Source organism: Microcoleus sp. FACHB-SPT15 (genome assembly GCF_014849525.1).
Classification (GTDB): Bacteria; Cyanobacteriota; Cyanobacteriia; order Cyanobacteriales; family Coleofasciculaceae; genus Symplocastrum; species Symplocastrum torsivum.
On record NZ_JACJNU010000059.1, the window covers coordinates 1 to 24,686 of the forward strand.

Sequence of the window (24,686 nt, forward strand, 5' to 3'; positions counted from 1 at the left end):
AAAGATTTAATCGATGCAATCGCCAACGCCATGCTTAATGTGACCCAGGAAAATATTCGTAACTGGTTTGCTCATTGTTGCTACTGTACCTCATAGATATGAGAATTGCTATAACATAGTTATCCTTGTATCAGGTGATGGGGACTTTGCCAACTTAGTTCGTGAACTGCAAGATAAGGGCAAAAAGGTCATAATTTTTGCTCAACCTCAAGTTAGTCAAAAGCTGATTATACTTGCTAATGAATTTTACTTAGTCAGCCAAATCCCTCTTTGTGGGCAGGCTGCCTGAAGTTGGTTGGTTGGATATCCCGAACTGTAAGAAGATAGAAATGCGAAAACTTCCAACTTTTAAAGATGAAAAGCTTCTGTGCCAAGCCCTCACCCACCGCTCTTATGCCAACGAAAATCCTGGAGTAGGCGAAGATAATGAGCGTTTAGAATTCTTGGGTGATGCCGTGCTGGGTTTTTTGGTTGGTGAACTTCTCTATCGTTACTCTAATGAGCGTTACCCAGAAATGAGTGAAGCTGAACTGACTCGTCTGCGCTCTAAGTTGGTGGACGAGAAGCAATTAGCTAAGTTTGCTATCCAGCTAGGCATAGACCAATTGATGCGATTGGGTAAAGGCGCATTCAAAGAGGGAGGTCGCCAAAACCCTTCGTTGCTTAGTGATACCTTTGAAGCCTATATCGCTGCCTACTTTCTGGACTCAGGTATAGAAGCTGTCCGCAAGTTTGTTAAACCACTGTTTACCGAGGTATCTGACAGTATTGTTTTTCCTCAATCTGATGCAAACCCTAAAAGCCTTGTAGACTCCAAGGGGCAATTTCAGCAATGGGCGCTGGCGAAATTTGTCCAAACTCCTGAATACATCATCACCGCTGAATCCGGACCAGATCACGCGAAGGAGTTCACTGTCGAAGTGCGCGTGAATGGCAGAGTATATGGTGTTGGCAAAGGTCGTCGCAAACAAGATGCTGAGAAATGTGCTGCTGAAATCGCGCTCAAGAAAGTCGGGCTAGTTTAGAGTAAGGCTTCTACAGAAAGGTAATAGCTCAGAATGTTGTGATAGATCTAACCAGCTATTTCTTGGTAGAAACTCTACGATCGCATCTGCTAAACCTCCAACGAGGAATTTCTCCTTGAAGAGATGATACATAACAAAACTACACCCTGTACTCAAGCAGACAGCATAATAAACTTCTGTTAAACGCTGGCTCTAAACAATTATCGCTGCTATAGAATTTTGGTAAAGTTGGCTACAAACCACTAGCTGCTACCACTGGTTAGCACTAAGCAGCCCTTAGCTTTCTAACCTAGGTTAAAAACGCCGAATACTACTTACTGACCACTATTCAGTAGCTATCTAGTCATAGCCGCCTCAACCGCCAGCTTATTGCAAGTTGGGCGGGAAATTTAACTTCATTTTAGACATGGTGTGAGATTTGTTCAGCTTGTTGATATTGCGGCTGAGGTGAGTGCATTGCTAAAGACAGCAATGAAGCCTGAAGCAAGAACTCTCCTAATCAACGCCGCTTGGATTAAAAAGATTTAGGAAAACAAGGATGATGAAAACGCAAGACCTTTTGAACCATTACGCCGCGAGAGAGTGGGATTTTCGGGAGGTGAATTTGGCTGAAGCTGCCCTCAGTGGCGTTAACTTGAGTCGGGCTGATTTGAGTCGAGCTGATTTGAGTCGGGCTGATTTGAGCCATGCTGAATTGAGTGGCACCTCTCTCCATCAAGCTAACCTGACGAATGCCGACTTAAGTGGGGCTGATTTAACTGGCGCAAATTTAACCGAAGTCAATCTAATTGGCGCTGATTTGAGTGGGGCAAACTTGAGTGGTGCTGATTTGAGTGGGGCTGATTTACGTTGCGCCAACCTTCATCATGCTAATCTCAGTGATGCTAACCTGACGGACGCTGAACTGAGTGGAGCAGATTTGAGCGGGGCTTCCTTGAGGAATGTAACCGTAAAGGGCGCTTCCTTAATTGGTGCTGATTTAATTGGTGCTGACCTAACTGGATCAGATGTGATTAAGACAGAGGCGAATCGGGAAGCAACGCCGAGTGGTGTATCCCACAAGTGGGTGACGTGGAACGGCAGTTGCCCAACAAACGGCAGTTGCCCAACATAGGAATAGTTTGACTGATTGGTAGTTCATGCCCGAAGAACAAACAAAACCCCAGCAACTGTGCTGGGGTTTTGTGATTTAGAAATTATTCATAGTTTTCTAAAGGTTTCAGCCACCAAAAACCAAAGCTTTAAACTCCTCATTGTCCCGGATACTGTCAAAGTCTGAATCAGTTTTAGCTAGCGCTTGATATTCAACGGGATTAAGCTCAATCACTTGTTTTAGGGAAGCGATCGCTAACTCTACATCACCCAGCAACGCATAGCAGCACGCTTGGTTGTACAATGCATATTCATCCTCTGGCTCAGGTTCTAGCGCTTTGTTGTAGCCAATAACAGCTTCCTGATAACATCCCAACTGCCGCAGCAACTCACTGCGCTTGTACCAACTCCAGAAATCTGACGGTTTGATTTCTAACGCTTTGTCGTAACTGGCGATCGCTTCTTCAAGGTGTCCCCAGTGACGTAAGGCATCGCCCCGACGATACCAACTCCAATAATCTGAGGGTTCACTCTTCAGTGCTTGGTCGTAGCTGTTAACGGCTTCCTGGTATTGTCCCACCTGCCGCAGAGCATCACCCAATCGGTACCAACTCCAGTAGTCATCAGATCGTACTTCGAGCGCTTTCTTAAAACTTGCGATCGCTTCTTCAAACCAATCCAAGTCCTCCAACGCTACACGTCCTCGGTTGTACCATGCCCAGTAGTCTCGTGGTCGTGCTTCCAAGGCTTTGTCATAGCTAGCAACTGCATCCTCATACCGCTCAAGGTGACGCAATATGCTCCCTCGCTCACACCATGCCCAGTAATCAGTCGGCTTATCTTCCAGCGCTTTGTCGTAGCTAGCCAGGGCTTCTTCGTAACGTCCCAAGGCATCCAAAACATCAGCCCGCCAGTACCAAGCCCAATAATCATGAGGCTTGTATTCCAAAGCTCTGTCGTAGCTGAAGAGCGCGTCTTCGTAGTGCCTACTATCACGCAACGCATTGCCCTGCTGATACCAATCCTGATAGCTATCGGGCCGGCACTCCAGAACTTTGTAGACCGTGTAGGATAAAGGTCGCTGCCTAGGCATCACTCTACTCATCTTCAACTCTCTTGTTCGTGACATCGGTTTGGCAAAACCAGCTACTGAATCTTAAGCAAATAGCTTTCAGCGATTAGCTCTCAGCTAGGAGTTGAATGAGTTTAACCTCCACAATCATAGGAGCCTCAAACCCACTAATAGCTGACCGCTCTCTAATGAACAGTAGCATTGCTTTGAGGGCATTAACAGGATGGCTTGTCAGTGTCTCGACTATCAAGTATCAAGTTAATCAATGTTACCGACTGAACTACTCATTAATCGACAAAATGGTGAAGAAATCATTCCAAAACGGTTGCCGATTAACCCGGAAAGCTGTGCGATCGCGAATGAAATAATTGCTGGGTTCCAGGAAGCCGTTGGTGGTACCCAAGGGGAACTCGATCGCAAGTTGTCAGAATTGGAAGGTGACAGCCCCGACTACCGCCTCAAACGAGGGCTTGCCCATCTTCTCAAAACCAGCTTCTGCACCTTTGAAATCGTCAGCCCCCTGGAACCTCCTTTACTGCGGCAGAGAGTCTTCGCCCTTGCTGCCCAATCCGTTCCCAGCCCTCAAGCAACAGAGGCAACCCTCGAACACTTGAGCCTTGCCCTTAGTAAAGAGCTAAACCACGAAATTGTACCTCAGCAAATTCGAGCTGGACTCTACGCAGATTTACAAGAAAATCGCATTCTCACCCAATTTGATGACCCTGCACCAGAAGCACTGCTGCACCGCTACAACTTGTCCCAAGTGCAGGGAATCTTCTACCGCGCCAGTCAGATGACGCTGAATGCTCACCGGAATGTCCCTGGCGAGTATAAGCTCTTATTTCGCTATTTGAAGTTGTTTCAGCTAATGACCTACATTGAGGGTGACGCTGACCATGGCTTCACAATCACTATTGATGGCCCAACCAGTTTATTTAAGCCGAGTACCCGCTATGGTTTAGCGATCGCAAAACTACTTCCAGCCTTGCTGCACGTTACCAAATGGAGTCTCAAAGCCACCTTACAAAGTCGCGATCCTTACACAGGTGCTAGGAAAACTGGGCGTTTTAGTCTCAACGACAAATGTGGCTTAGTCACTCACTATCCTCCTGGTAAGCCCTATGACAGTATGTTAGAAGCTGCCTTTGCTAACCGTTGGAACTCCTTGAAAACGGAGTGGGTGCTAGAGCGAGAAGTTGACCTTGTCCCTATCCCTGGTAGTGTGATGATTCCTGACTTTCGCCTTGTCCATCCCGATGGGCGTGATTACTTGCTGGAAATCGTTGGCTACTGGCGTCCTGATTACTTGCAGAAAAAATTTGCCCAGGTACGTCGGTCGGAGTGCGATAACTTGATTTTGGCAATTTCTGAGCGACTAAATTTAGAAAAAGCGGGTATCAAAATGGCAAATGTACCCGCCAAGATTATCTGGTTTAAGGATAAACTTTCTCCAAAAGCCGTACTGGAAGTTTTGGACTGAGTTTTTGCTACTTTCTGTGAGTTTCTTATAACACCGTTAAATTAAGGAAAAAGAGCATATAGCAGTTAGCGGTCAGCTATCAGCTATCAGCATTAAGAATAAATCCATCCTGTGTCAACCAAATCTCTATACGACTTAGCTGCTAAAGCTCCTGAAAAACTTGTCTGCCTGAAGTTGACTAGAATTAGACAACATGGGGCGTTTATTATCTCATTGCTGTTTGTTGTTGGCTTGTGCTTAAGCTTAGTTTTAGGAAGCTGTACCTCACAGCGATCGCTTTACTCTACCGCCAAAGCAGACAACTCGCCGTCAACCCCCACCAAAATCGTCCGCATTGGTCACCAGCCTCATGGAACAATGCTCTACCTCAAAGTTAGTGGCAGTTTGGAAAAACGTTTATCACCAATGGGTTTTTCCGTCGATTGGAACGAATTTTCCGCAGGTCGGTCAATCTTAGCGGCGATGGGAGAAGGAAAAATTGATATGGGTTCTGCGGGAGTTGTACCGCCGATTTTTGCACAAGCGAGTGGTGTGCCTTTTGTCTATATTGCCAACGAGCCAGCAGTACCTGAAAGCATTGGTATTTTAGTTCGCAAAGATTCACCCATTCAGACACTAGCTGACCTCAAAGGTAGGACAATAACAGCAACCAAGGCATCCGCAGGTCAGTATCTTTTAGTTCAGGCATTGATTAAAGGGGGTTTGACGCTAGAGGATGTGAAATTTGTCGATCTGCCACCATCTGAAGGGCGGACAGCGTTTGAGCAGGGAAAGGTCGAGGCTTGGGTGGGTTGGACTCCCTTTTTAATTGAGTTGCAGGAAAGTATGCCCGTTCGTCTCCTGACAAATGCTGAGGGACTGATGAATGACATAAACTTTCATTTAGCGACGCACTCCTTTGCTAACAACCATCCTGATATTGTCAAAATTGTCATGGAAGAAGCGCGAGAGGTCGGTATTTGGGCAATGAATCATCCTAACGAAGCGGCTGAGGTTCTCAGGGCAAGCACAGGATTGAAAGCTTCAACAGCGTTAAAGGTAACTAAAAGTCGCCAGTATGAAGCGCTACCGATTCAAGATCGAGCAATTGAGGAACAACAACGGATTGCAGAAACCTTCTTTCGCTTAGGACTACTGCCAAAGCGAATTTGGGTTGAAGATGCTGTATGGAAACAGGAATTGAGTTAATTGAACAAGTGAAACTGCAATGTCCCGCAATCAAATCTTTTCGATCGCCAACCAACTGCGCTACGGTTTGGTTTCAATTGTTGTCTCTACCGTTCTGCTCACAGGCAGTACGTTAACTTATCTTAGCTTTCGAGAACAGGCAGAACAGACAAGGTTGCTTCAGCAAGAGCGAGCGCAAGCAGCCGCCAACAAAATTAGTGCTTATTTAGATAACTTACAACGTCAGCTCAACTACCTTTCGGAGTTACGCGGATTAACAGATTTTACGCCTGAAACTCAACGCAGCCTTCTCGAAGGATTAGTCAATAGCAATAGTGCCTATGAAATTGTTGGCATTCTCAACAACAAGGGTGAAGTTGTACAAGCAATGTCGCCCTACGAGCCGATATCGCCATCCAGATTGTATTTTGCTCAAGCCTATGTTGATTCGCCTCTATTTTTAACGGCATTTAGAAGTGGTAGAAATTATGTCAGTCCAGTAGAAAATGACACTAAAATTGGTCTTCCTGTCGCTACTTTAGCAGTACCAATACGCAATAATAATAATCAGATTAATGGAGTTTTGTTCACAAAAATCAATCTCAATTTCCTCACACAGATTACCACACGAACTCAAGTTGGCAAAACTGGCTATAGCTACGTTCTCGACAACCAGTTAGCCCTTATTGCTGGGGGATTGGGGGCAGTAGAACGTCAAAAATCTAAACAACAATCCAACGTTGAAACGCGGCAAGATCTCAAAAACAGACCATTTGTTCAAGAGTTAGCCAAACTATCACGATCTCCAGGAATTCAACCCGTTATTGTCTATAAAGGATTGAACGGTGAAGACGTTTTCGGCACAGCTACCCTAGTTCGTAGGGTGCAGTGGATGGTTGTGGTAGAACTTCCGACAGATGAAGTCTATGCTCCGGTTCGCTGGATGATTTTAGTAATGGGTGGTGCTACTTTAGTGGGTACAGCCCTAGCTGTTGGTTTGGGAATTGCTTTTTCTAAGTCGATTACTGTTCCCTTAAAAAGCCTTACCGCTGCTGCCTCTAGAATTAGTAGCGGACAGTTCGACTCTCAAGTGAATATTGCTGCCTCTAACGAATTGGGAAATCTCGCTAAGTCATTCAACAGTATGGCAAAGCAACTACAAACATTCTTTGCCGAAATGAATGCTTTGAATGAAGAATTATCGAAGAGTCAGCGCCGACTAACCCAGTTTATCGAAGCGATGCCAGTGGGTGTATTTGTATCGGAGGCTAACGGTAAACCCTACTACACAAATCAAGTAGGGCAACAGATTCTCGGTAAAGGAATTGTCGAGTCAGCGACAGCAGAAAATTTGCAAGAAGCTTATCAAGCTTATCTAGCAGGGAGTGAACAACTATACCCGCAAGAGCGCAATCCGATTGTTAGTGCTTTAAATGGGAAAAGCGTGAGGGTGGATGATATGGAAATCCGCCGTTCAGACAAAATTATTCCCATAGAAAGTTTTGGGACACCGATCTATGACGAATTGGGCAACATTACTTATGCGATCGCAACGTTTACTGACATCACCCAACGCAAACAAGCTGAGAAAGTATTAGCCCAGTACAATCAAACACTACAACAAAAAGTAGAAGAACGCACCCAGGAATTAGAGCAGGAAATCGTGGAACACAGGCGGACAGAAGTAGCACTCTTGCAAAGTGAAGCACAAAATCGTGCCATCCTCTCTGCCATACCAGATTTAATGTTCCGAGTTAGTGCAGAGGGCATTTATTTAGGCTATGTCACTACCGCAGACTTCACAGACTTGTTACCGTCAGACTTTGATCCCATTGGCAAGCACATCTCAGAATTTTTGCCTCAAGAAGTTTATTCCCGCCACCTCCAACACCTGCAACAAGCACTCGATACAGGCAACAGCCAAATTTATGAGCAGCAAATTTGGATTGACGGTAAGTTGCAATACGAAGAAGTTCGGGTAGTCGTCAGCGGAGAGAATGAAGTGCTGTTCATGATTCGGGATATAAGCGATCGCAAACAGCTAGAAGAAGATTTATCGCAAGCTAACCGTTTCCTAGACAGCATTGTCGCCAATATTCCCTTGGCACTCTTTGTCAAAGATGTTCAGAATGAATGGCGTTATATCCTCTGGAATCAAGCGGCTGAAAAACTCTATGGTGTTTCGCAAGCTGAAGCGATTGGACGCAATAGCTATGATTTTGTTGATGCTGAACAAGCTAACCACTTCTTATCTGAAGACTTGAAAATTCTCGAACAAGGTACATTAACGATCATTGAAGAAGAGAAAATTGAACACAAAGTTCGAGGTAGCCTCTGGCAGCGATTTATCAAAGTGCCTGTATATAACCAGCAAAGACAAGCAACCCATTTACTGTGTATTGGGGAAGATATCACAGTTCGCAAACAAGCAGAAATCGCCTTACGTCAAAAAAATGAGGAACTTCTAATCACTCTGCAACAACTTCAAACGACTCAAGAAGAACTAATCCAATCTGAAAAAATGGCAGCCTTGGGTCAACTCATTGCTGGCATTGCTCACGAGATTAATACACCACTAGGCGCAATTCGTTCATCAGCGGGAAATATTTTCAAGTTCTTGGAGCAAATCCTAGAACAGTTACCCATACTTTTTCAATCTTTCTCAATCAGACAAAGAGATGATTTTTTCACTTTAGTACAACGTTCCCTGCAACAAGAAGCGACCTTCTCTACCAAACAAGAGCGTCAATTCAAGAAAGCCTTAATCCGCCAACTTGAAGCTGAGAACATCGATAACGCTGCGACGATTGCTGATATCTTAGTAACGATGGGAATTTATAGCGAAATTGATGTATTTCTCCCGCTTTTAAGAACATCAGATAGCTTACACATCCTCGAAATTGCTTATAAACTTTCCGGATTACAAAGAAGTGCGACAACGATTAATATCGCCACAGACCGTGCCTCAAAAGTCGTCTTTGCCTTAAAAACTTACGCCCGTTATGACTCATCTGGGAAAATGAGTCTCGCCTATCTAACTGAGGGAATCGAGACGGTCTTGACCCTCTACAACAACCAACTCAAACAAGGGGTTGAGGTAATTAAGAAGTATGGTGAGTTACCACTCGTGCTATGTTATCCCGATGAGCTGAATCAGGTATGGACAAATCTGATTCATAATGCCTTGCAAGCGATGGATAACCGAGGCACTTTGACAATTGATGTCAGCCAACAAGACCAGCAAGCTCAGATTACCATTACCGATAGTGGCAAGGGAATACCACAAGAGATTCAAGAGAGAATCTTTGAGCCATTCTTTACAACCAAACCTCCAGGAGAAGGTAGTGGTTTAGGACTTGATATTGTCAGAAAGATCATCATCAAGCATTCCGGTGAGATTACGGTAGAAAGTGAACCCGGACGCACGACATTTAAAGTTTTACTACCAATTCAGCCCAACCAGGAGACACAAGATGTCTAAACCAGTTATTCTATGTGTTGACGATGAAAAAGTCATATTAGACAGTCTCAAGACACAACTTCAATTAGCTTTTGGCAATGCCTACCTCTATGAAGTTGCTGAAGATGCTAATGATGCCCTAGAGGTTATTAATGAACTGAATGAGGAGTCAATCAGCATTATTCTAATTGTCTCTGATTGGTTAATGCCCGGAATGAAGGGAGATGAGTTTCTGATTCGCGTCCATCAGCAATTTCCAGCAATTATTAAAGTGATGCTGACGGGTCAAGCGGATGAGTCAGCCATTGAGCGGGTAAAACAGCAGGCAAATCTTCATTGCTGTTTATTTAAACCTTGGTCTGAAGAAGAATTAGTAGAAACTATCAAATCTGGATTGTCAAAACTATAAACAACAAGACACCTAAAGAATAAAGAGTTAAACTTAATTTTTTACCTTTATCCTTGATAGCTAGTGTATCTACAACTAGAAAATAGTGTATGACAGATAGTACGTTAGTATTACCACAACAAACGACTAATTAAGTAGATTGCAAGAGTAAAATAAAGCTTAAACACTTTCTTTAGAGATTGGTTTAAAGAGAATTAGTGGAACCCTAAAATCTGGTTCAAGCAAATTATGACAAAACAGGTAGTTATCTGTGTCGATGATGAGATGACTGTACTCAGAAGCCTTAAAGCAGAGCTGAAAGAGGCAATCGGCAAGGATTATCTGATCGAAATTGCTGAGGGTGGAGAGGATGCTTTAGCGTTATTAGAAGAGTTGCTAGAGGATGGATACGAAATTCCTCTAATCATATCAGACTATATCATGCCCGATATGAAGGGGGATGAACTATTAAAGCGCGTTCATCTCATCTCACCTCAAACCCTCAAAATTATGCTAACAGGACAAGCTGATCTAGAAGCAGTGGGGAATGCCATTAAGCAGGCAAAATTGTACCGCTATATAGCCAAGCCTTGGCAAGCCTCTGACTTGAGTTTAACAGTTAAAGAAGCCGTAAACAGCTATCTTCAGGATAAAAAACTTGCGGCACAAAACGTCCAACTCCAGCAAATGAATCAGGAGTTAGAACAATTAACTCGTGAGCAAGCTGGACTGATCGCCCAACTCCACGAGAATGAAAGTCGCCTGTTGAAGGCACAACAGAAGTATCGCAAAATTTTTGAGAATGCTCTTGAAGGCATCTTTCAGACTACGCCGGAAGGACGTTATATCAGTGCGAATCATGCACTTGCAAACATTTACGGCTACAACTCTCTTGAAGAGTTGATGACAATTCTCACTAACGTCCAACATCAACTCTACGTCGAACCTCACCGTCATCTTGAATTTATCAAGTTAATGCAGCAGCATGGTGAAGTGTCGGCGTTTGAGTCTCAAGTCTATCGTCGAGATGGCAGCATCATCTGGATTAGTGAGAATGCGCGTGCTGTTTGCGATATCAGTGGGAGAGTACTCTACTATCAGGGTTTTGTTGAAGATATCACTGAACGGAAACAAGCCGAAGCTGAGCGATTAAAGTTCACGTCAGAACTCTTTGAACTAAACCGAGCTTTCTCGCGCTTTGTCCCACGGCAATTTCTCCAGCTTTTAGATAAAAAAAGTCTTGTTGATATTCAATTAGGCGACCAAGTGCAGCAGGAAATGTCGGTGCTATTTTCCGATATCCGTGACTTCACTACCCTCTCTGAAAGCATGACACCTCAAGAGAATTTCAATTTTATCAATGCCTATCTTTCTCGTATGGAACCTGCCATCGTTGAGAATCAAGGCTTTATTGATAAATATATTGGCGATGCGATTATGGCTCTATTTAGTGGCATTGCTGATGATGCCGTGAAAGCCGGGATTACAATGCTGCAACATCTAGCACAATACAATCGACATCGTGTTCAGTCTGGTTATATACCGATTAAAATCGGCATTGGCATCAATACAGGTTCGTTGATGCTGGGGACAGTCGGCGGACAACACCGCATGGATAGCACCGTGATTAGTGATACGGTAAACTTAGCCTCTCGCTTAGAAGGACTAACAAAATATTATGGTGCGTCGTTGTTAATCTCTCAGCAAACATTAGGTCGTTTGCACAATCCAATGCAGTATAGTCTCCGCTTCATTGAGCAAGTTAAAGTGAAGGGGAAGTCAAAAGCTGTAGCAGTTTTTGAAGTATTTGATGGAGATGAACCAGACATGAAAGAGGGCAAGTTAGCCACAAAGCCCCTGTTTGAAGAAGGTTTGTTCCTCTACCATCAGCAGACTTTCAAGGAAGCGGCACAACGGTTTGATGAGGTTTTGAGGATTAATCCAAGGGATACAGTGGCTCAAATCTATCGATCGCGTTCTACGTCACAAGACAGTAAGATACAACGTATCCCTTCCTCACTTACAATGTGAGTTGGTACAGGAGTATCAGTTCTTCAATCTCCTCTAGTTGTCGTGTCCTAGGCGAATTGGTTGTCAGGAAAAGAGCAAGCAAAAAATATTAATCTTTCAGTTCCTGACTTGCATCTATCTTTAGGGGTACTTTTTAAGGCAGCTCATAGACAAACTAACCGTGGTAGGTTAGCGATCGCGCCCAGAATAAACTAGGCGATCGCGTTTTATCCTGCTAGTTAACCGCACCATCCGTTAAATGTTCTAAAGTATTAGTTTAGTGGTCAAGATTCGGGTGTTATCGAAACAGCACATTCGTGCAGCTCAACCTACTTTCTAGAATTGAGAAACTCCCCAAGCAATCTGGGACTGAACACAAGACAATGGCATTGACGGAAGTTTTCCCCCGTAGCACTTCATCGCAAGATTTTAAAGCAAACATTTTGTTGGTTGTCGATAATCCACAAAACTTGCGTCTTTTACGCACGATGTTGAGGCAGCAAGGGTATAAAGTCAGAACCACTTCCAATGAGGAACTTGCGTTAAACGCTGTAAACTTATCGCAACCAGACTTAATTTTACTTGATATTAATCTGCCCAATATAGAGGGCTATGCAGTCTGCAAGCAATTAAAGGCTAACCAGCAGACAGCAGAAATTCCAGTAATCTTTATTAGTGCCTTAGACGATGTTTTAAATAAAGTCAAAGGGTTTGAAGCTGGGGGAGTAGACTATATTACTAAGCCCTTTGACTCCCATGAGGTTTTAGTCAAAATCAAGAACCAGCTAACTCTGGTTCGGCAAAAAAAACAACTTCTTGAACAGCAAAAGCAACTAATTGGACAAAATACCCAGCTTCAACTTTTATTAACGACAACTCAAGCGATTAACGAATCTTCTAATTTCCAAAGCGCTCTAGAAGCCACCCTCCACCAAGTTTGTGAAAAAATTGGTTGGGACTATGGAGAATTTTGGATACCCAAAAATGATAGTGCAACAGATTTTGAATATGGTAAAGGTTGGTATGCCAGTGAGAAAAGATTTGAGGAATTTAGACACCAAAGTGAAGCCTTAACTTTTGCTCTCAACACGAGCATTGTTGGAAAAATTTGTCATAATCAAAGTCCCTATTGGCTCACTGATATTTCAGTTGAGCCATCCAACGTTTTTCTCCGTTGCCAACTTGCGAAGGAGATAGGATTAAGAGCCTGCTTAGGGGTACCTATTCTCTTTAATGACCAAGTACTCGCGGTTTTGGTGTTCTTCAAAAGAGAAGTGACAGAACCAGAACCGCGACTGATTGAGCTAGTCAAGGCTCTAGCTAGCCAGTTGAGTTCACTAATTCAGCGCAAGCGTTCAGAATCCGCGTTGCGTAAAAGCCAGCAACAGCTAGCGGCGATGGCGGCTAATATCCCAGGTAGTGTCTATCGGGGTGTGTTTCATGCGGATGGACGGTTTTCACTCCTCTATATCAGTGAGGGAGAACGCGGATTGAGTGGCTCAGCCCCAGAAGAGGTAATCGCTAATTCAGAGCGCTATATCGAACTGATTCATCCTGAGTGTCGGGCTAAATTTGAGACAAATTGGAGAGCAGCGATAGAAACGCTGGAGCCGAGTACTCAGGAATGCCGAATTATTTCCACAACTGGTGCAGTGAAGTGGATTCGAGATAGCGCTTGTTACTCTCGACTGGATAACGGCGATGTGATTATTGATGGAGTGAGGATTGACGTTAGCGATGTTCACGATGAGCTTCATTTGCGCCAGCAAACAGAAGCAGAACTCCAACGCACTCAAAGCTTCCTGAACTCTCTGCTAGAGAATCTGCCAGTGGGAGTGTTTGCAAAAGATGCTAAAGACTTAAGGTTTGTCTTTTGGAACAAGACAAGTACTGAACTGATGAACTACACAGCATCAGACGTTCTTGGTAAGAGTGACTATGACTTGTTTGAACCCCAGCAGGCGTGTTTCTTCACCGCGCAAGATAGAGAGGCACTCTCCAATAGAACACTCGTCGATCATCCAGCAGAGTTAATAGATACCCATCGGGGACAACGACTATTTCACGTCAAAAAAATTCCGATTTTTGATGAAGCGGAGAATCCCCAGTATGTCTTGGGGATTATGGAAGACATCACTGAGCGAAAGCTTGCAGAGGAGCGTCTACGAGTCCTCGAAAGAGCGATCGCAGCTTCTAGCAACGGTATCACCATTAGCGATCCAAGCCAACCGGATAACCCAATCATCTATGTAAATCCAGGGTTTGAGCGGATGACAGGTTACTGTGCCGAGGAAGTGATTGGCAAAAACTGCCGCTTCTTACAGGGTACAGAGACTGAGCAACCTGCAATCCCAGAGTTACGGCAAGCGATTCGGGCGGGTAAAGAGACTCAAAGAGTTTTACGCAACTATCGCAAAGATGGCACGTTATTCTGGAACGAATTCTCCGTCTCTCCGGTACGAGATGCTGATGGCAACTTGACCCACTACATTGGCATTCAAACTGATATTACCGCTCGCAAGGAGGCAGAGGAGGCACTACGACAGCAGAAAGAGTTGCTGCAAACTATCTTTGACCACATCCCTGTTATGGTGACTTTTTATGATGCTGCGGGTCAGCTTCAATTAGTAAACCGGGAATTGGAACGAGTCTTAGGTTGGTCTAAAGCAGAACTAGAGCAATGTGACGTAATGGCTGAATGTTATCCCAACCCCGAATACCGCAAGTCGGTTTTGGATTTTATGGCGGCAGCAACAGGGAGATGGCAAGATTTAAAGACGAAAACTCATGACGGTCGTGTCATTGATACATCCTGGGCGAATATTCGACTATCCGATGGAACGAGTATCGGCATTGGACAGGATATTACTGAGCGAAAGCTTGCAGAAGAATCATTACAGATATTCACCCAGCAAGAACGAGAAAGAGCTTTGCAGCTTGAGCAAACACTCAAAGAACTTCAGCGTACCCAAGCTCAGCTCGTGCAAAATGAGAAAATGGCAAGTTTGGGTCAGTTAGTCGCAGGGGTTGCTCACGAAATCAATAATCCGACAAGCTTTATCTCCTGCAACATTAATCCCGCAACTGAGTATACCCAAGACTTGCTAAACTTGCTGAGGCTTTACCAAAAGCACTATCCTGAGCCAGTTGCAGAAATCACTGAACAACTAGAGCGTGTTGAACCAGAGTTTATCGCCCAAGATTTCCCAAAACTGCTCGCATCGATGAGAGAAGGTGCAAACCGGATTAAAGAAATTGTGCTGTCCTTAAAAAACTTCTCTCGCCTTGATGAAGCGGATCGCAAACGGGTAGATATTCACGAAGGGATTGATAACACCCTGCTCATCTTACGGCATCGCTTGAAACCCCAGTCCAAGTATCCTGAGATTCAAGTCATCAAAGAGTATGGGCAATTACCCCTAATCGAATGCTATCCAGGACAGCTCAATCAGGTCTTTATGAATCTCTTGAGCAACGCTGTTGACGCACTCAGAGAATTGCATAGTGGTGGATTAACAGTTGTTGAGGGAGATGAGGAAGTAATTTCTGCCCTACCTGCCCTACCTTCCCCACCTTCCTTAACTAAGTGCCGTTCGTTTATAGCACCTAACTGCGAAGGTACAACGCCTTATATTCGCATTCGTACCGAGACAGTCGAACAAGATAAGGTAGTGATTTATGTTGCTGATAATGGACCTGGCGTGTCAGAAGAAGATCAGCAAAGAGTATTTGACCCCTTTTTTACAACAAAATCACCAGGGGAAGGGACGGGATTAGGATTGTCAATTAGTTATCAGATTGTAGTAGAAAAACATAAGGGACGGCTTAGGTGTCGTTCTACACCCGGTCAAGGAACGGAATTTATCATTGAACTGCCGACGATACAAGGGATGAAATCCTGAAAATTCTGTCTTGAGAGTGGAGCGGATGCTTATCTTTGATGCTCAATCTCTGTTCGCCAGTGAAACTTAATCCCTGAGATAGGTGCAAGTGGTTAAAGAGTTTTGTTAACTATTGATGATAAGCTCCCGCTTGAAAAGTCATGTTTAAGGCATAAATTAAGCCCAAAAACTCCCAAATAATTTGGGTTTCAGGGCTTAGGGAAAGTTGGTTCATCAGCATTGCGAGATGGGCAAAAGTCCCTATGGAAATTCTTATATGAATAGAGGTTAATTCAGATGCAGACTGATAAGTTTTTCAAGGTCGCTGCACTAGGAGAAAATCGTTTTAATCAGGAAAACGTGACTCAGATAGAACTAGCTAGGGCAGAACCTGATGGGATGAAACCGGATGTCACAGCCATGCCTGATTACGGGCTACTTTTGATTCCTATGGGTTTCATGATGGTTTGGACAATTGTTGTTTTGATGACATCAGATCTCTGGACAGTTGCACGACATGGAATGTTAACTGTCAAACACTTACATCAAGTTCCCTGTAGAAACTGCCGATTCTTTAAAAACAACCCTTATTTACAATGTGCAGTACACCCTTCTATGGCTTTAACGGCTGAAGCGACAAATTGCTCTGACTACTTGCCTCAGAAGGAATACAGATAAAGAGAAAATAATGCGATCGCACTATGAATCATTCAGCGATTAGCTGTATAAAATAAAAAACCCCAGAAGAAGACTGGGGTTCATTAGAGTTCAGGTCTGCACGCCTCTCATTACTACCAATAAGAAAGTAGCAGTATCAAATCCGGCTTTCATCTACTCAGAGACGGGCATGTATATTAAATAAAAGGGTGTAGAGGAACACACCTATTATTAATAAGTCGGTCGGTGGAAATAAAGCTTGTTGATTTAGTACTTGGGGGTTGAGAGATTTTACCCGTTCCAAGTCCCAAAAATGACAAGTTCTATTTAAACTAGTGTTGCAAACTAAAGACATTAACCAGTATTACCAAGGAACTGCAACCATGTAATACATGGCAAAAACATAGAGATATAGAGGTTGTGCCATGACCCTTAACGTAGTAGAGCAACAAATAATTCCCTTAAGAACCAACTCTGAGGAATTGGGGATTGATGTTTACCGAATGCCAAGTGGTGAGATTCGAGTTGGAGTCTCAAGTATTGGGCAGGTTTTAGGGTACACAAATAATTGGTTCAAGCGAATTGTTGGTTCACCATCAAAAAAGCCAAAGGCATTACAGAGCCTTGGTTTTACAGGGGAAGTTGAAACAGTTTTGATTGAAGGGACGAGAGAGCCTCAAGAGGTACAAACTATTAGCTTGGAAGATTTTGAGCGTTTGCTACATTATGGGGTACTCAATGGCAAGAAGCCTGCTTTGGCTTTCTTAATCTCAAAGGCTACTGTATGTTTCCTTGAGGCTTTGCGTTGTACAACTGTTGAGGGTGTTAATCAGTCCTTTGAGTTATACGAACTAGACTTCTACGCATGGACGCAACAACAAGCAGAGTTTCTCCAGCATAAAAAGTGGAGCTGCTTAGATGTCCCAAACTTGGTTGAGGAGATTGAATCGTTGGGCAAGCAACAACGACAGGAACTAAGAAACCGTTTGGGCATCTTACTAGGGCATCTACTGAAATGGGAATTTCAACCCAGTCATCGTTCCAAAAGTTGGTTGGCTACAATTCGGGAGCAGCGTCGCCAGGTTTTGCGGCTTCTCAAAGAAAGCCCAAGTTTGCAACCTTATTTACTAGAAGCCATGGAAGATGGTTATCAAAGTGCTTTAAACCTAGCTGTCAGCGAGACTCCGTTAGACTACGAAGATTTTCCTCAAGAATGTTCTTACTCTTCAGGTCAGGTACTAGACCCTCAATTCCTCCCAACGCAGCAGCCGAAGACAGATGAAGCATGAATTAGAGTTGGATGCTTGTCGCCTCCGCTGCTAGTTATTGATGTTGTATTGGAGTCGGTGGTTAATTGGTGCCTACCTGCGTAGTATTGAGTTACTGTTCCTTAGCTTTCGCTCTCATTCTTTGCTGCTGCTACTTGCAAGGACTTTTCAAACGCCATTCGTTGCTGAGCATTGTGCAGAAAGTAGCCATTAATCATTGCAGAAGCCAGAAGCCGACCTAGATGTTCACGGCTAGTGGTAATATCTACATCAAAGTGTTCTGAAGGTAAAGTTCCGAGCATTCCAACAATATTACGTTCTATCACCTGAACGACTTGAGGGTCAGGCTTTGAGAGTTGGGCAACTGTATCTGGATTTAGGGATTGGACGTATTGCCATAGCTGGTTGCCGCCTTCTGACTCGCTGCCAAAAGACTCTGGGACTCGATTTGACAGATTGTTCATGGTAGTAATCGGCAATGTGTGGAGTTGTTGTTTCTATTACCTACTTTAATGAGTTTGTCTGTATAACTCAGTGAGTGCAACCGAATCTACAGAGGACGGATTCTCCTACCAGGGGTAGCCGACGTACTTAGAGACTCAGAGGGTGGCGATCGCATTTTGCCCAAATCCTCCTCTTTAGTCCCTGCCACTGTTTATCCGAGTCTAGTTAATCGCCTAGATTCAGATCGTATTCATTCAACAGCATCCTTGCTTTCCTGATCAGGGTTTGGTTCTGGCTTAGCCTTCATGGTGTTTTCAGAGGCATTATCAGAAAGACCATTAACAACGTCACAACTTAAATATACGAAGCGATCAAACGGAGTTGATATGACATATTGAATACAAATCTGACATATTGAATACAAATCAGATTTGATCTTGACATATTGTCTTCAATTGCTCAAATTCACTCCTATAAGTCTCTAACTGTCTAACAAATGATTTTCAGTTAGAGTCGCTATTGCCCTTAACCCAACCAACACTATCCTAGAAATGAGCCAGGAGCCAAGTTATCTCTCCAAAGGAAACATTTTAGTTGTTGATGATACCCTCGCTGATTTGCAACTTCTAGCTGGGATGTTGTCTCAGCAAGGATATAAAGTGCGATCGGCATCAAACAGTGTAGTGGCGCTAGAGTCTGTCGAGTCAATCTTACCTGACTTGATTTTGCTGGACATCATGATGCCCCAGATGGACGGTTATGACCTTTGCTCTGTGTTGAAAGCCTCTCCAACGACTAAGGACATACCCGTTATCTTCATTAGTGCCTTAGATGAAGCGTTTGATAAAATAAAATCTTTTTCCGTTCGTGGTGCGGACTATATTACTAAACCCTTTCAGGTGGAAGAAGTTTTGGCTCGTGTTGAGAATCAATTGAGGATTGGTAGGCTCTCTCGGCAACTTGCGGAGCAAAATACACGGCTGCAACAAGAGATTCGTTTTTCTGAAGCGTACCAAAGACAAGCAGCCAAGTATCGTCAACAGGCAAAGCAATCCAAGAAAGCATTGCGAGAGAGTGAAGAGCGTTGGCAGCTAGCGCTCAAGAGCATCAATGGCGGGATTTGGGACATTAACTTTAAGACTGGGGCAGTCTTCCACTCAGTTCGCTGGAAAGAAATGTTGGGGTATGAAGACAACGAGGTTGAGAACAGCAATGATGAATGGATCAGGCGTGTGCATCCGGATGATCGGGAAGCGGTGATGGATGCCCGCCAAGCGCACCTGGATCAGAAAACCCCTAATTACGTTGCTGAGTATCGTCTCCGGTGTAAGGACGGCAGCTACAAATGGATTTTATCGCGAGCGCAAGCGGTATGGGATGAACAAGGAAATCCAATCCGACTCATTGGCTCCCATGAAGATATCACCGAGCGCAAGCACACAGAGGTAGCCCTAGCTGAGAGTGAACAAAAGTATCGCGCTCTGGTTGAAGCATCGCAGGATGTGATTTGGTCAGTGGATACTGAGGGGCGTTATACCTTCGTCAACTGTGCAGTTAAACAAATTTATGGCTATGAACCGGAAGAAATGCTGGGTCGTCTGTTTACAGATTTCATGCCACCGGAACAAATGGCTAAAGATTTAGAAGTTTTCCAGAGCCTTCTAGCGGGAGGATCTGTTTTCCAGTATGAGACGAAACACCTGGCGAGAGACGGGAAGCCAATTCAACTGATGGTGAATGCGATCGCACGGCGAGACCCTGAGGGAAACATACTAGGGGCAACTGGCACCGCTAGTAACATCACTCAACGCAAGCAAGCTGTTAACGAAGCGGCACGAAATGCTGCTGCGATCGCGAGTAGTGAGCGGCAATATCGTAATCTTGTTGAGACATCGCAGGATATTATCTGGTCAACAGATACTCAAGGATGTTTTACCTTCGTTAACCCAGCCGTCAAGCAAATTTTTGGTTATGAGCCTGAAGAAATTATCGGTCGCCAGTTTTCTGACTTCACCCCACTCAAACAAGTTCCTCTAGATCTAGAGGCTTTCCGGCACCTTTTTAATAAAGAAGAACTCCACCAGTATGAAACGATACGCTTAGCAAAAGATAGTAGACTAATTCATTTGCTGGTTAATGCACTTACGCTCTTGGATGAGCAAGGAAATATCGTAGGGACAACTGGCACGGCTAGCGATATTACGGCTCGAAAGCTTGCAGAGGCAGAAATCATTCGTAGTAGAGATTTACTAGAATCAGTTTTCAATGACTCGGCTGATGCACTTTTTCTAGTAAGTTCTGAAACGCTTTTGACCGTTGACTGCAATCAGCGTGCAGTAGAACTGTTTGAAGCGACAAGCAAATATGAACTAATTAATATTGAGGGGCACAGGCTTCAGAAAAAATTATTTACGCCAGAAGAACTGACTTCTATTGTGAATGACATGGCTCTCTACGGCGTTTGGACTCGCGAGTTGGAATATGTAACCAAAAAAGGAAAGATTTTTTGGGGCAGTTTAGCGGCAAAGCCAATTCATGTCGCTGATCACCAGATGAATCTTGTTCGCGTTACAGATATCACCGAACGTAAGCATCGGGAAGAGGCACTGCAATTAATTGTCGAAGGAACCGCCTCGGCAACTGGCAGTAACTTCATGCACTCCTGTGTCCGTTATCTGGCTCAGGCTTTGCAAGTTCGTTACGCCATGATTTGGGAGGTACTGGATGATAGAGCAACGGTTGTGTTAGAGCAAAGTCCAGTGATGCCGGAGCGTTCACCAAGAGTATCGGAGTGCAACCGAGTTCGGATCTTGGCGTTTTGGCAAGGTGAAAAATGGGGTGAAAACGGTGAGTATGAGTTAGTTGATACTCCGGGTAAACAGGTTTTAACTTGTGGGACAAAATGTCACTATCCTCAAGATGTACAAGTCTTATTTCCTAACGCTCCAGAACTAGTTCGATTGAACGCCCAAAGTTATTTAGGAATGCCGCTAACTGACTCCGACGGGAATATCTTAGGTGTATTAGCGGTGATGGATGTGAAGCCAATGCCTGATGAGTTGGGCAAAGAGATGATTTTGAAAATTTTTGCGGCGCGTGCTGGAGCAGAGTTAAAGCGCCAGCAGATAGAAGAAGCGCTACGGGAAAGTGCTAAGCGCGAACACGCGATCGCACGAGTAATTCAAAGGATGCGCCAGACACTGGACATTGACACGATATTCCGTGCGACAACCGAAGAACTGCGGCAAGTCATCGAATGCGATCGCGTAGCCATCTATCGTTTCAAGCCGGACTGGAGTGGAGAGTTTGTTGCCGAGTCGGTAGCGAGTGGCTGGATTTCTTTGGTGCAGGAACAAAAGGACAACCCTGAGCTTAAAAAGGATGCTGTAGAAGGCGAACGTTGTGTTGTCAAAACCTTCGATAGTGATCCAGATCTGGTGCAAGATACTTATCTGCAAGAAACCCAAGGCGGTATATACAGCGAAGGTGCAACTTACTGTTGTGTTCAAGACATCTACAAAGCTGGGTTTGACTCGTGTTACCTCAATCTCTTAGAGCAATTTCAAGCCAGAGCCTACATTATTGTCCCTATCTTCTGTGGTAGCCAACTTTGGGGATTACTCGCAACGTATCAAAATTCGGGTTCCCGCCAATGGGAAGCCGAAGAAATCAATATCGTGGTTCAGATTGGTGTTCAGTTGGGAGTCACCTTACAACAGGCGGAATTACTTGAAGAAACTCAGAGGCAATCGGCTCAACTCAAAGAAGCTAAAGAAGCCGCTGAAGTTGCCAATCGTGCCAAAAGTAAATTCTTGGCGAATATGAGCCACGAACTGAGAACCCCGCTCAACGCCATCTTGGGTTTTTCTCAAGTGATGAATCGCGATACCCTCTTATCTCGTGAGCAGCAAGAGCATTTGGCGATTATCTTACACTCTGGTGAGCATTTGCTGGAATTGATTAACGACATTCTCGAAATGTCAAAAATCGAGGCAGGTAGAATTACTCTCAAGGAAAATAATTTTGATCTCTATCACCTGCTCGATAGCATTGAGGAGATGTTACAACTCAAAGCCTCTTCCAAGGGTTTACGACTAATCTTTGAGCGAACAACAGACGTTCCCCAACATGTGTACTGTGATGAGGGAAAATTGCGTCAGGTTCTGATTAACCTCCTGGGTAATGCAATTAAATTTACGGAGTCCGGTACGGTGACGCTGCGCGTCGGAATTGAAACTGGGGAAGGGAGGCAAGGGGGACAAGGAGGATTTTCTAACGCTTCCCCTTCTTCGGTGTCTCCCCAATCCTCACTTTCTACTCACTACTCCCGAATTATCTTTGAAGTCTCTGACACAGGTCCCGGTATTGCACAAGAGGAAATAGACTCTCTTTTTGAACCCTTTACCCAAACAGCAACAGGTCGACAATCTCAGCAAGGCACTGGTTTGGGTTTACCGATTAGCCGCTCCTTTGTCCAACTGATGGGAGGAGATATCACTGTCAGCAGTATCGTTGGTCAAGGCGCTACCTTTAAATTTGATGTTCTGCTTAAGACATCGAGAGTAACTGACACTCAAGTTCAACAGCCAAGTCAGCGAGTGATTGGGTTAGCACCTGAGCAAGAAGAATACCGCCTTTTGGTAGTAGAAGATACGCGAGTTTCTCGCCTACTCTTGGTTAAGCTTCTAACATCGGTAGGATTTCAAGTACGTGAAGCTTCCAATGGGGAAGAAGCGATCTCTTTATGGCAGAGTTGGGAACCGCACCTAATTTTGATGGATATGCAGATGCCTGTGATGGATGGTTATGAGGCAACTCAACAAATTAAGTCTCATTTACAAGGTCAGGCGACGGTGATTATTGCCTTAACGGCAAGTGCCTTTGAAGAAAATCGCTCTCACGTCTTATCAGTTGGCTGTGATGATTTTATCCGTAAACCCTTCCGTGAGCCAGTGCTTTTTTCCAAGATAGCTGACCATCTGGGGGTATCTTATGTCTATGAACAAAGCGCTCAGCCTGCAGCTACGTTCACTCCTCAGCCAAAAGCAACTGAACGCTATGAACTGAGTGCTGCAAGCTTATCTGTGATGCCTTCACAATGGATTTCCCAACTTCATCGAGCAGCAGAAGGTTGCCAAGATGAAGAAATTCTTGCTCTAATTGAGCAAATTCCAGAGCCGCATTCGTCTTTGAAGCTAGCTTTGGCAGATTTAGTCGATAATTTTAGACTTGACTTAATCATTGATTTAATAAACGCATCTACTAATGAATAGCCACTCAATCCATACTTTTAAACCCGATATTTTATTAGTTGACGATAATCGGGATAACTTACGTCTTCTATCCACAATGTTGAGTGATTCTGGGTATAAAGTCAGGAAAGCAATCAATGGGAATCTGGCATTAAGAGCGATAGAGGTTGCCAAGCCTGATTTGATTCTCCTCGACATCAATATGCCGGAAATCAACGGGTACGAAGTTTGTCGGCGATTAAAGGCTCACAAGGAGACAGCGGATATTCCAGTCATCTTTATTAGTGCATTAGATGAAGTTCTAGATAAGGTAAAAGCATTTGAAATCGGAGGATTAGACTATATTACTAAGCCTTTTGAGGTTCAAGAGGTTTTAGCGAGAGTTAAAAATCAAGTAACAATATCCATACAAAAGAAAGAACTTCTATTCCAGCAAGATCAACTAATTGAGCAAAATGCGAAGCTTCAACTTTTATTAACAACAACGGTTGCAATTAGTGAAGCGGATGACTTTATCTCTGCTCTGGAAGCCACCCTCTGCCAAGTTTGTGAAAAAATCGGTTGGGATTTCGGCGAATTTTGGCTGCCAAACTCTCAGGCTTCAGTTTTTGAATTGGGTAAAGGTTGGTATGCCCGCGATCAAGGTTTTGAGAAATTCAGACGTAAGAGTAAGACGTTAGCTTTTGCAACCCATAGAGATTTACTTCGGCAAATTTGCCTCAGCCATCAACCTAGTTGGACTATAGATGTTTCAGTAGAACCCAATGACATTTTTCAAAGAAACCAACTTGCTCAAGAAGTCGGATTAAAAACCTGTTTGGGCGTTCCTATTCTCTTCAATGAAAAAGTCCTAGCAGTTTGGGTGTTTTTTAAACAAAAAGCCAGCTCACCTGACCCACAGTTAATTGAACTTGTCAATGCTCTTGCAACCCAGTTGGGTTCACTGATTCAGCGCAAGCATTCCGAATCGGCATTGCGTGAGAGTCAGCGACAGTTCGTGGCGATGGCGGCTAATATTCCGGGTTGCGTCTATCGGGGTGTCGTTCATCCAGATGGGAGGACAAAGCTTCTCTATATCAGTGAGGGAGAGCATGAACTCACTGGTTTAAGCCCGAAAACAGCAATGGCTGAACTAGAGCGTTTGCTTGGAACTCTTCCTCCTGACAGCCAAGCTGATTTCTATGAAGCCTTGAAAGCCTCAGCAAAATCGCATAAACCTGTGACTCAGGAATACCCAATCACCTCTGCGGACGGTGAGGTGAAGTGGGTACGAAATAGCGCCCGATATTCCCTTATGGATAATGGCGATGTCATGGTGGATGGAGTCGCGATTGATATTAGCGATTGTCTTCGTAACAGTTTTGCTTCAGATACGAAGGCTGGTGAGCGTGTACAACTCCTAGAAAATGCGATCGCCGAAGGCACAACGTCGCTTCAGTCTGCTTCCCACGATAACCTAACCATTAGAGACTCTACCTGAGCCAATCACC

Annotated in this window: 15 protein-coding genes; 13 read left to right on the plus strand and 2 right to left on the minus strand. The window is 44.2% G+C overall.

Annotation, left to right across the window (positions count from 1 at the left end; all coding sequences use genetic code 11):
• Positions 1-67 precede the first annotated feature (67 nt).
• From H6F98_RS34660 to H6F98_RS22965, 3 genes are all read left to right on the plus strand, one after another.
• On the plus strand, positions 68-289 hold the full coding sequence (locus H6F98_RS34660; protein ID WP_199348833.1) for an NYN domain-containing protein: 222 nt from the start codon (positions 68-70) through the stop codon (positions 287-289).
• Between the two features lie 40 nt (positions 290-329).
• A complete protein-coding gene (gene rnc / locus H6F98_RS22960) occupies positions 330-1,025 on the plus strand; it encodes a ribonuclease III (protein WP_192221043.1) in 696 nt (231 codons plus the stop codon).
• Between the two features lie 538 nt (positions 1,026-1,563).
• The gene (locus H6F98_RS22965) at positions 1,564-2,139 is read left to right on the plus strand and encodes a pentapeptide repeat-containing protein (protein WP_242058658.1); all 576 of its coding nucleotides are present in this window, start codon (positions 1,564-1,566) and stop codon (positions 2,137-2,139) included.
• Positions 2,140-2,244: 105 nt separating this feature from the next.
• Here H6F98_RS22965 and H6F98_RS22970 read toward each other — a convergent pair whose 3' ends face one another.
• Positions 2,245-3,246, minus strand: a complete 1,002-nt coding sequence (locus tag H6F98_RS22970) for a tetratricopeptide repeat protein (protein ID WP_242058659.1) — start codon at positions 3,244-3,246, stop codon at positions 2,245-2,247.
• Between the two features lie 208 nt (positions 3,247-3,454).
• Here H6F98_RS22970 and H6F98_RS22975 point away from each other — a divergent pair, with 208 nt between their 5' ends.
• The 8 genes from H6F98_RS22975 to H6F98_RS34500 all read left to right on the plus strand — a co-directional run bounded on the left by H6F98_RS22975 (position 3,455) and on the right by H6F98_RS34500 (position 17,521).
• Entirely contained in the window at positions 3,455-4,669 is a 1,215-nt protein-coding gene (locus tag H6F98_RS22975; protein WP_192221044.1) for a DUF790 family protein, read from the plus strand.
• A 111-nt stretch (positions 4,670-4,780) separates the two neighbouring features.
• The gene (locus tag H6F98_RS22980) at positions 4,781-5,857 is read left to right on the plus strand and encodes a sulfonate ABC transporter substrate-binding protein (protein WP_313929924.1); all 1,077 of its coding nucleotides are present in this window, start codon (positions 4,781-4,783) and stop codon (positions 5,855-5,857) included.
• A 19-nt stretch (positions 5,858-5,876) separates the two neighbouring features.
• A complete protein-coding gene (locus H6F98_RS22985; RefSeq protein WP_192221045.1) occupies positions 5,877-9,317 on the plus strand; it encodes a PAS domain S-box protein in 3,441 nt (1,146 codons plus the stop codon).
• Positions 9,310-9,705 carry a response regulator gene (locus H6F98_RS22990; protein ID WP_192221046.1) on the plus strand — a complete coding sequence of 132 codons (396 nt, stop codon included), beginning with the start codon at positions 9,310-9,312 and terminating at the stop codon, positions 9,703-9,705. The genes H6F98_RS22985 and H6F98_RS22990 overlap by 8 nt, the downstream gene beginning before the upstream one ends.
• A gap of 228 nt (positions 9,706-9,933) precedes the next feature.
• A complete protein-coding gene (locus tag H6F98_RS22995; protein WP_192221047.1) occupies positions 9,934-11,715 on the plus strand; it encodes a PAS domain S-box protein in 1,782 nt (593 codons plus the stop codon).
• Between the two features lie 296 nt (positions 11,716-12,011).
• The gene (locus tag H6F98_RS23000) at positions 12,012-15,596 is read left to right on the plus strand and encodes a PAS domain S-box protein (protein ID WP_206759669.1); all 3,585 of its coding nucleotides are present in this window, start codon (positions 12,012-12,014) and stop codon (positions 15,594-15,596) included.
• Positions 15,597-15,872: 276 nt separating this feature from the next.
• Positions 15,873-16,253 carry a hypothetical protein gene (locus H6F98_RS23005; RefSeq protein ID WP_199348835.1) on the plus strand — a complete coding sequence of 127 codons (381 nt, stop codon included), beginning with the start codon at positions 15,873-15,875 and terminating at the stop codon, positions 16,251-16,253.
• Between the two features lie 404 nt (positions 16,254-16,657).
• Entirely contained in the window at positions 16,658-17,521 is an 864-nt protein-coding gene (locus H6F98_RS34500) for a DUF29 domain-containing protein (protein ID WP_313929925.1), read from the plus strand.
• A 101-nt stretch (positions 17,522-17,622) separates the two neighbouring features.
• On the opposite strand, the gene H6F98_RS23015 is transcribed toward H6F98_RS34500, so the two are convergent.
• Complete coding sequence (locus H6F98_RS23015) at positions 17,623-17,964, minus strand: DUF760 domain-containing protein (protein ID WP_192221049.1); 342 nt, start codon at positions 17,962-17,964, stop codon at positions 17,623-17,625.
• Between the two features lie 531 nt (positions 17,965-18,495).
• On the opposite strand from H6F98_RS23015, the gene H6F98_RS33690 reads away from it, so the two are divergent.
• On the plus strand, positions 18,496-23,217 hold the full coding sequence (locus H6F98_RS33690) for a PAS domain S-box protein (protein ID WP_242058660.1): 4,722 nt from the start codon (positions 18,496-18,498) through the stop codon (positions 23,215-23,217).
• Positions 23,210-24,676 carry a response regulator gene (locus H6F98_RS23040; RefSeq protein WP_192221050.1) on the plus strand — a complete coding sequence of 489 codons (1,467 nt, stop codon included), beginning with the start codon at positions 23,210-23,212 and terminating at the stop codon, positions 24,674-24,676. The genes H6F98_RS33690 and H6F98_RS23040 overlap by 8 nt, the downstream gene beginning before the upstream one ends.
• Positions 24,677-24,686: the final 10 nt, after the last annotated feature.

What these genes read in the sequence shown, in the direction of transcription:
- rnc (WP_192221043.1), top strand. Translation starts at nt 330, where the DNA reads ATGCGAAAACTTCCAACTTTTAAAGATGAAAAGCTTCTGTGCCAAGCC.
- H6F98_RS22965 (WP_242058658.1), top strand. Translation starts at nt 1,564, where the DNA reads ATGATGAAAACGCAAGACCTTTTGAACCATTACGCCGCGAGAGAGTGG.
- H6F98_RS22970 (WP_242058659.1), bottom strand. Translation starts at nt 3,246, where the DNA reads ATGTCACGAACAAGAGAGTTGAAGATGAGTAGAGTGATGCCTAGGCAG.
- H6F98_RS22975 (WP_192221044.1), top strand. Translation starts at nt 3,455, where the DNA reads ATGTTACCGACTGAACTACTCATTAATCGACAAAATGGTGAAGAAATC.
- H6F98_RS22985 (WP_192221045.1), top strand. Translation starts at nt 5,877, where the DNA reads ATGTCCCGCAATCAAATCTTTTCGATCGCCAACCAACTGCGCTACGGT.
- H6F98_RS22990 (WP_192221046.1), top strand. Translation starts at nt 9,310, where the DNA reads ATGTCTAAACCAGTTATTCTATGTGTTGACGATGAAAAAGTCATATTA.
- H6F98_RS22995 (WP_192221047.1), top strand. Translation starts at nt 9,934, where the DNA reads ATGACAAAACAGGTAGTTATCTGTGTCGATGATGAGATGACTGTACTC.
- H6F98_RS23005 (WP_199348835.1), top strand. Translation starts at nt 15,873, where the DNA reads ATGCAGACTGATAAGTTTTTCAAGGTCGCTGCACTAGGAGAAAATCGT.
- H6F98_RS34500 (WP_313929925.1), top strand. Translation starts at nt 16,658, where the DNA reads ATGACCCTTAACGTAGTAGAGCAACAAATAATTCCCTTAAGAACCAAC.
- H6F98_RS23015 (WP_192221049.1), bottom strand. Translation starts at nt 17,964, where the DNA reads ATGAACAATCTGTCAAATCGAGTCCCAGAGTCTTTTGGCAGCGAGTCA.
- H6F98_RS33690 (WP_242058660.1), top strand. Translation starts at nt 18,496, where the DNA reads ATGAGCCAGGAGCCAAGTTATCTCTCCAAAGGAAACATTTTAGTTGTT.
- H6F98_RS23040 (WP_192221050.1), top strand. Translation starts at nt 23,210, where the DNA reads ATGAATAGCCACTCAATCCATACTTTTAAACCCGATATTTTATTAGTT.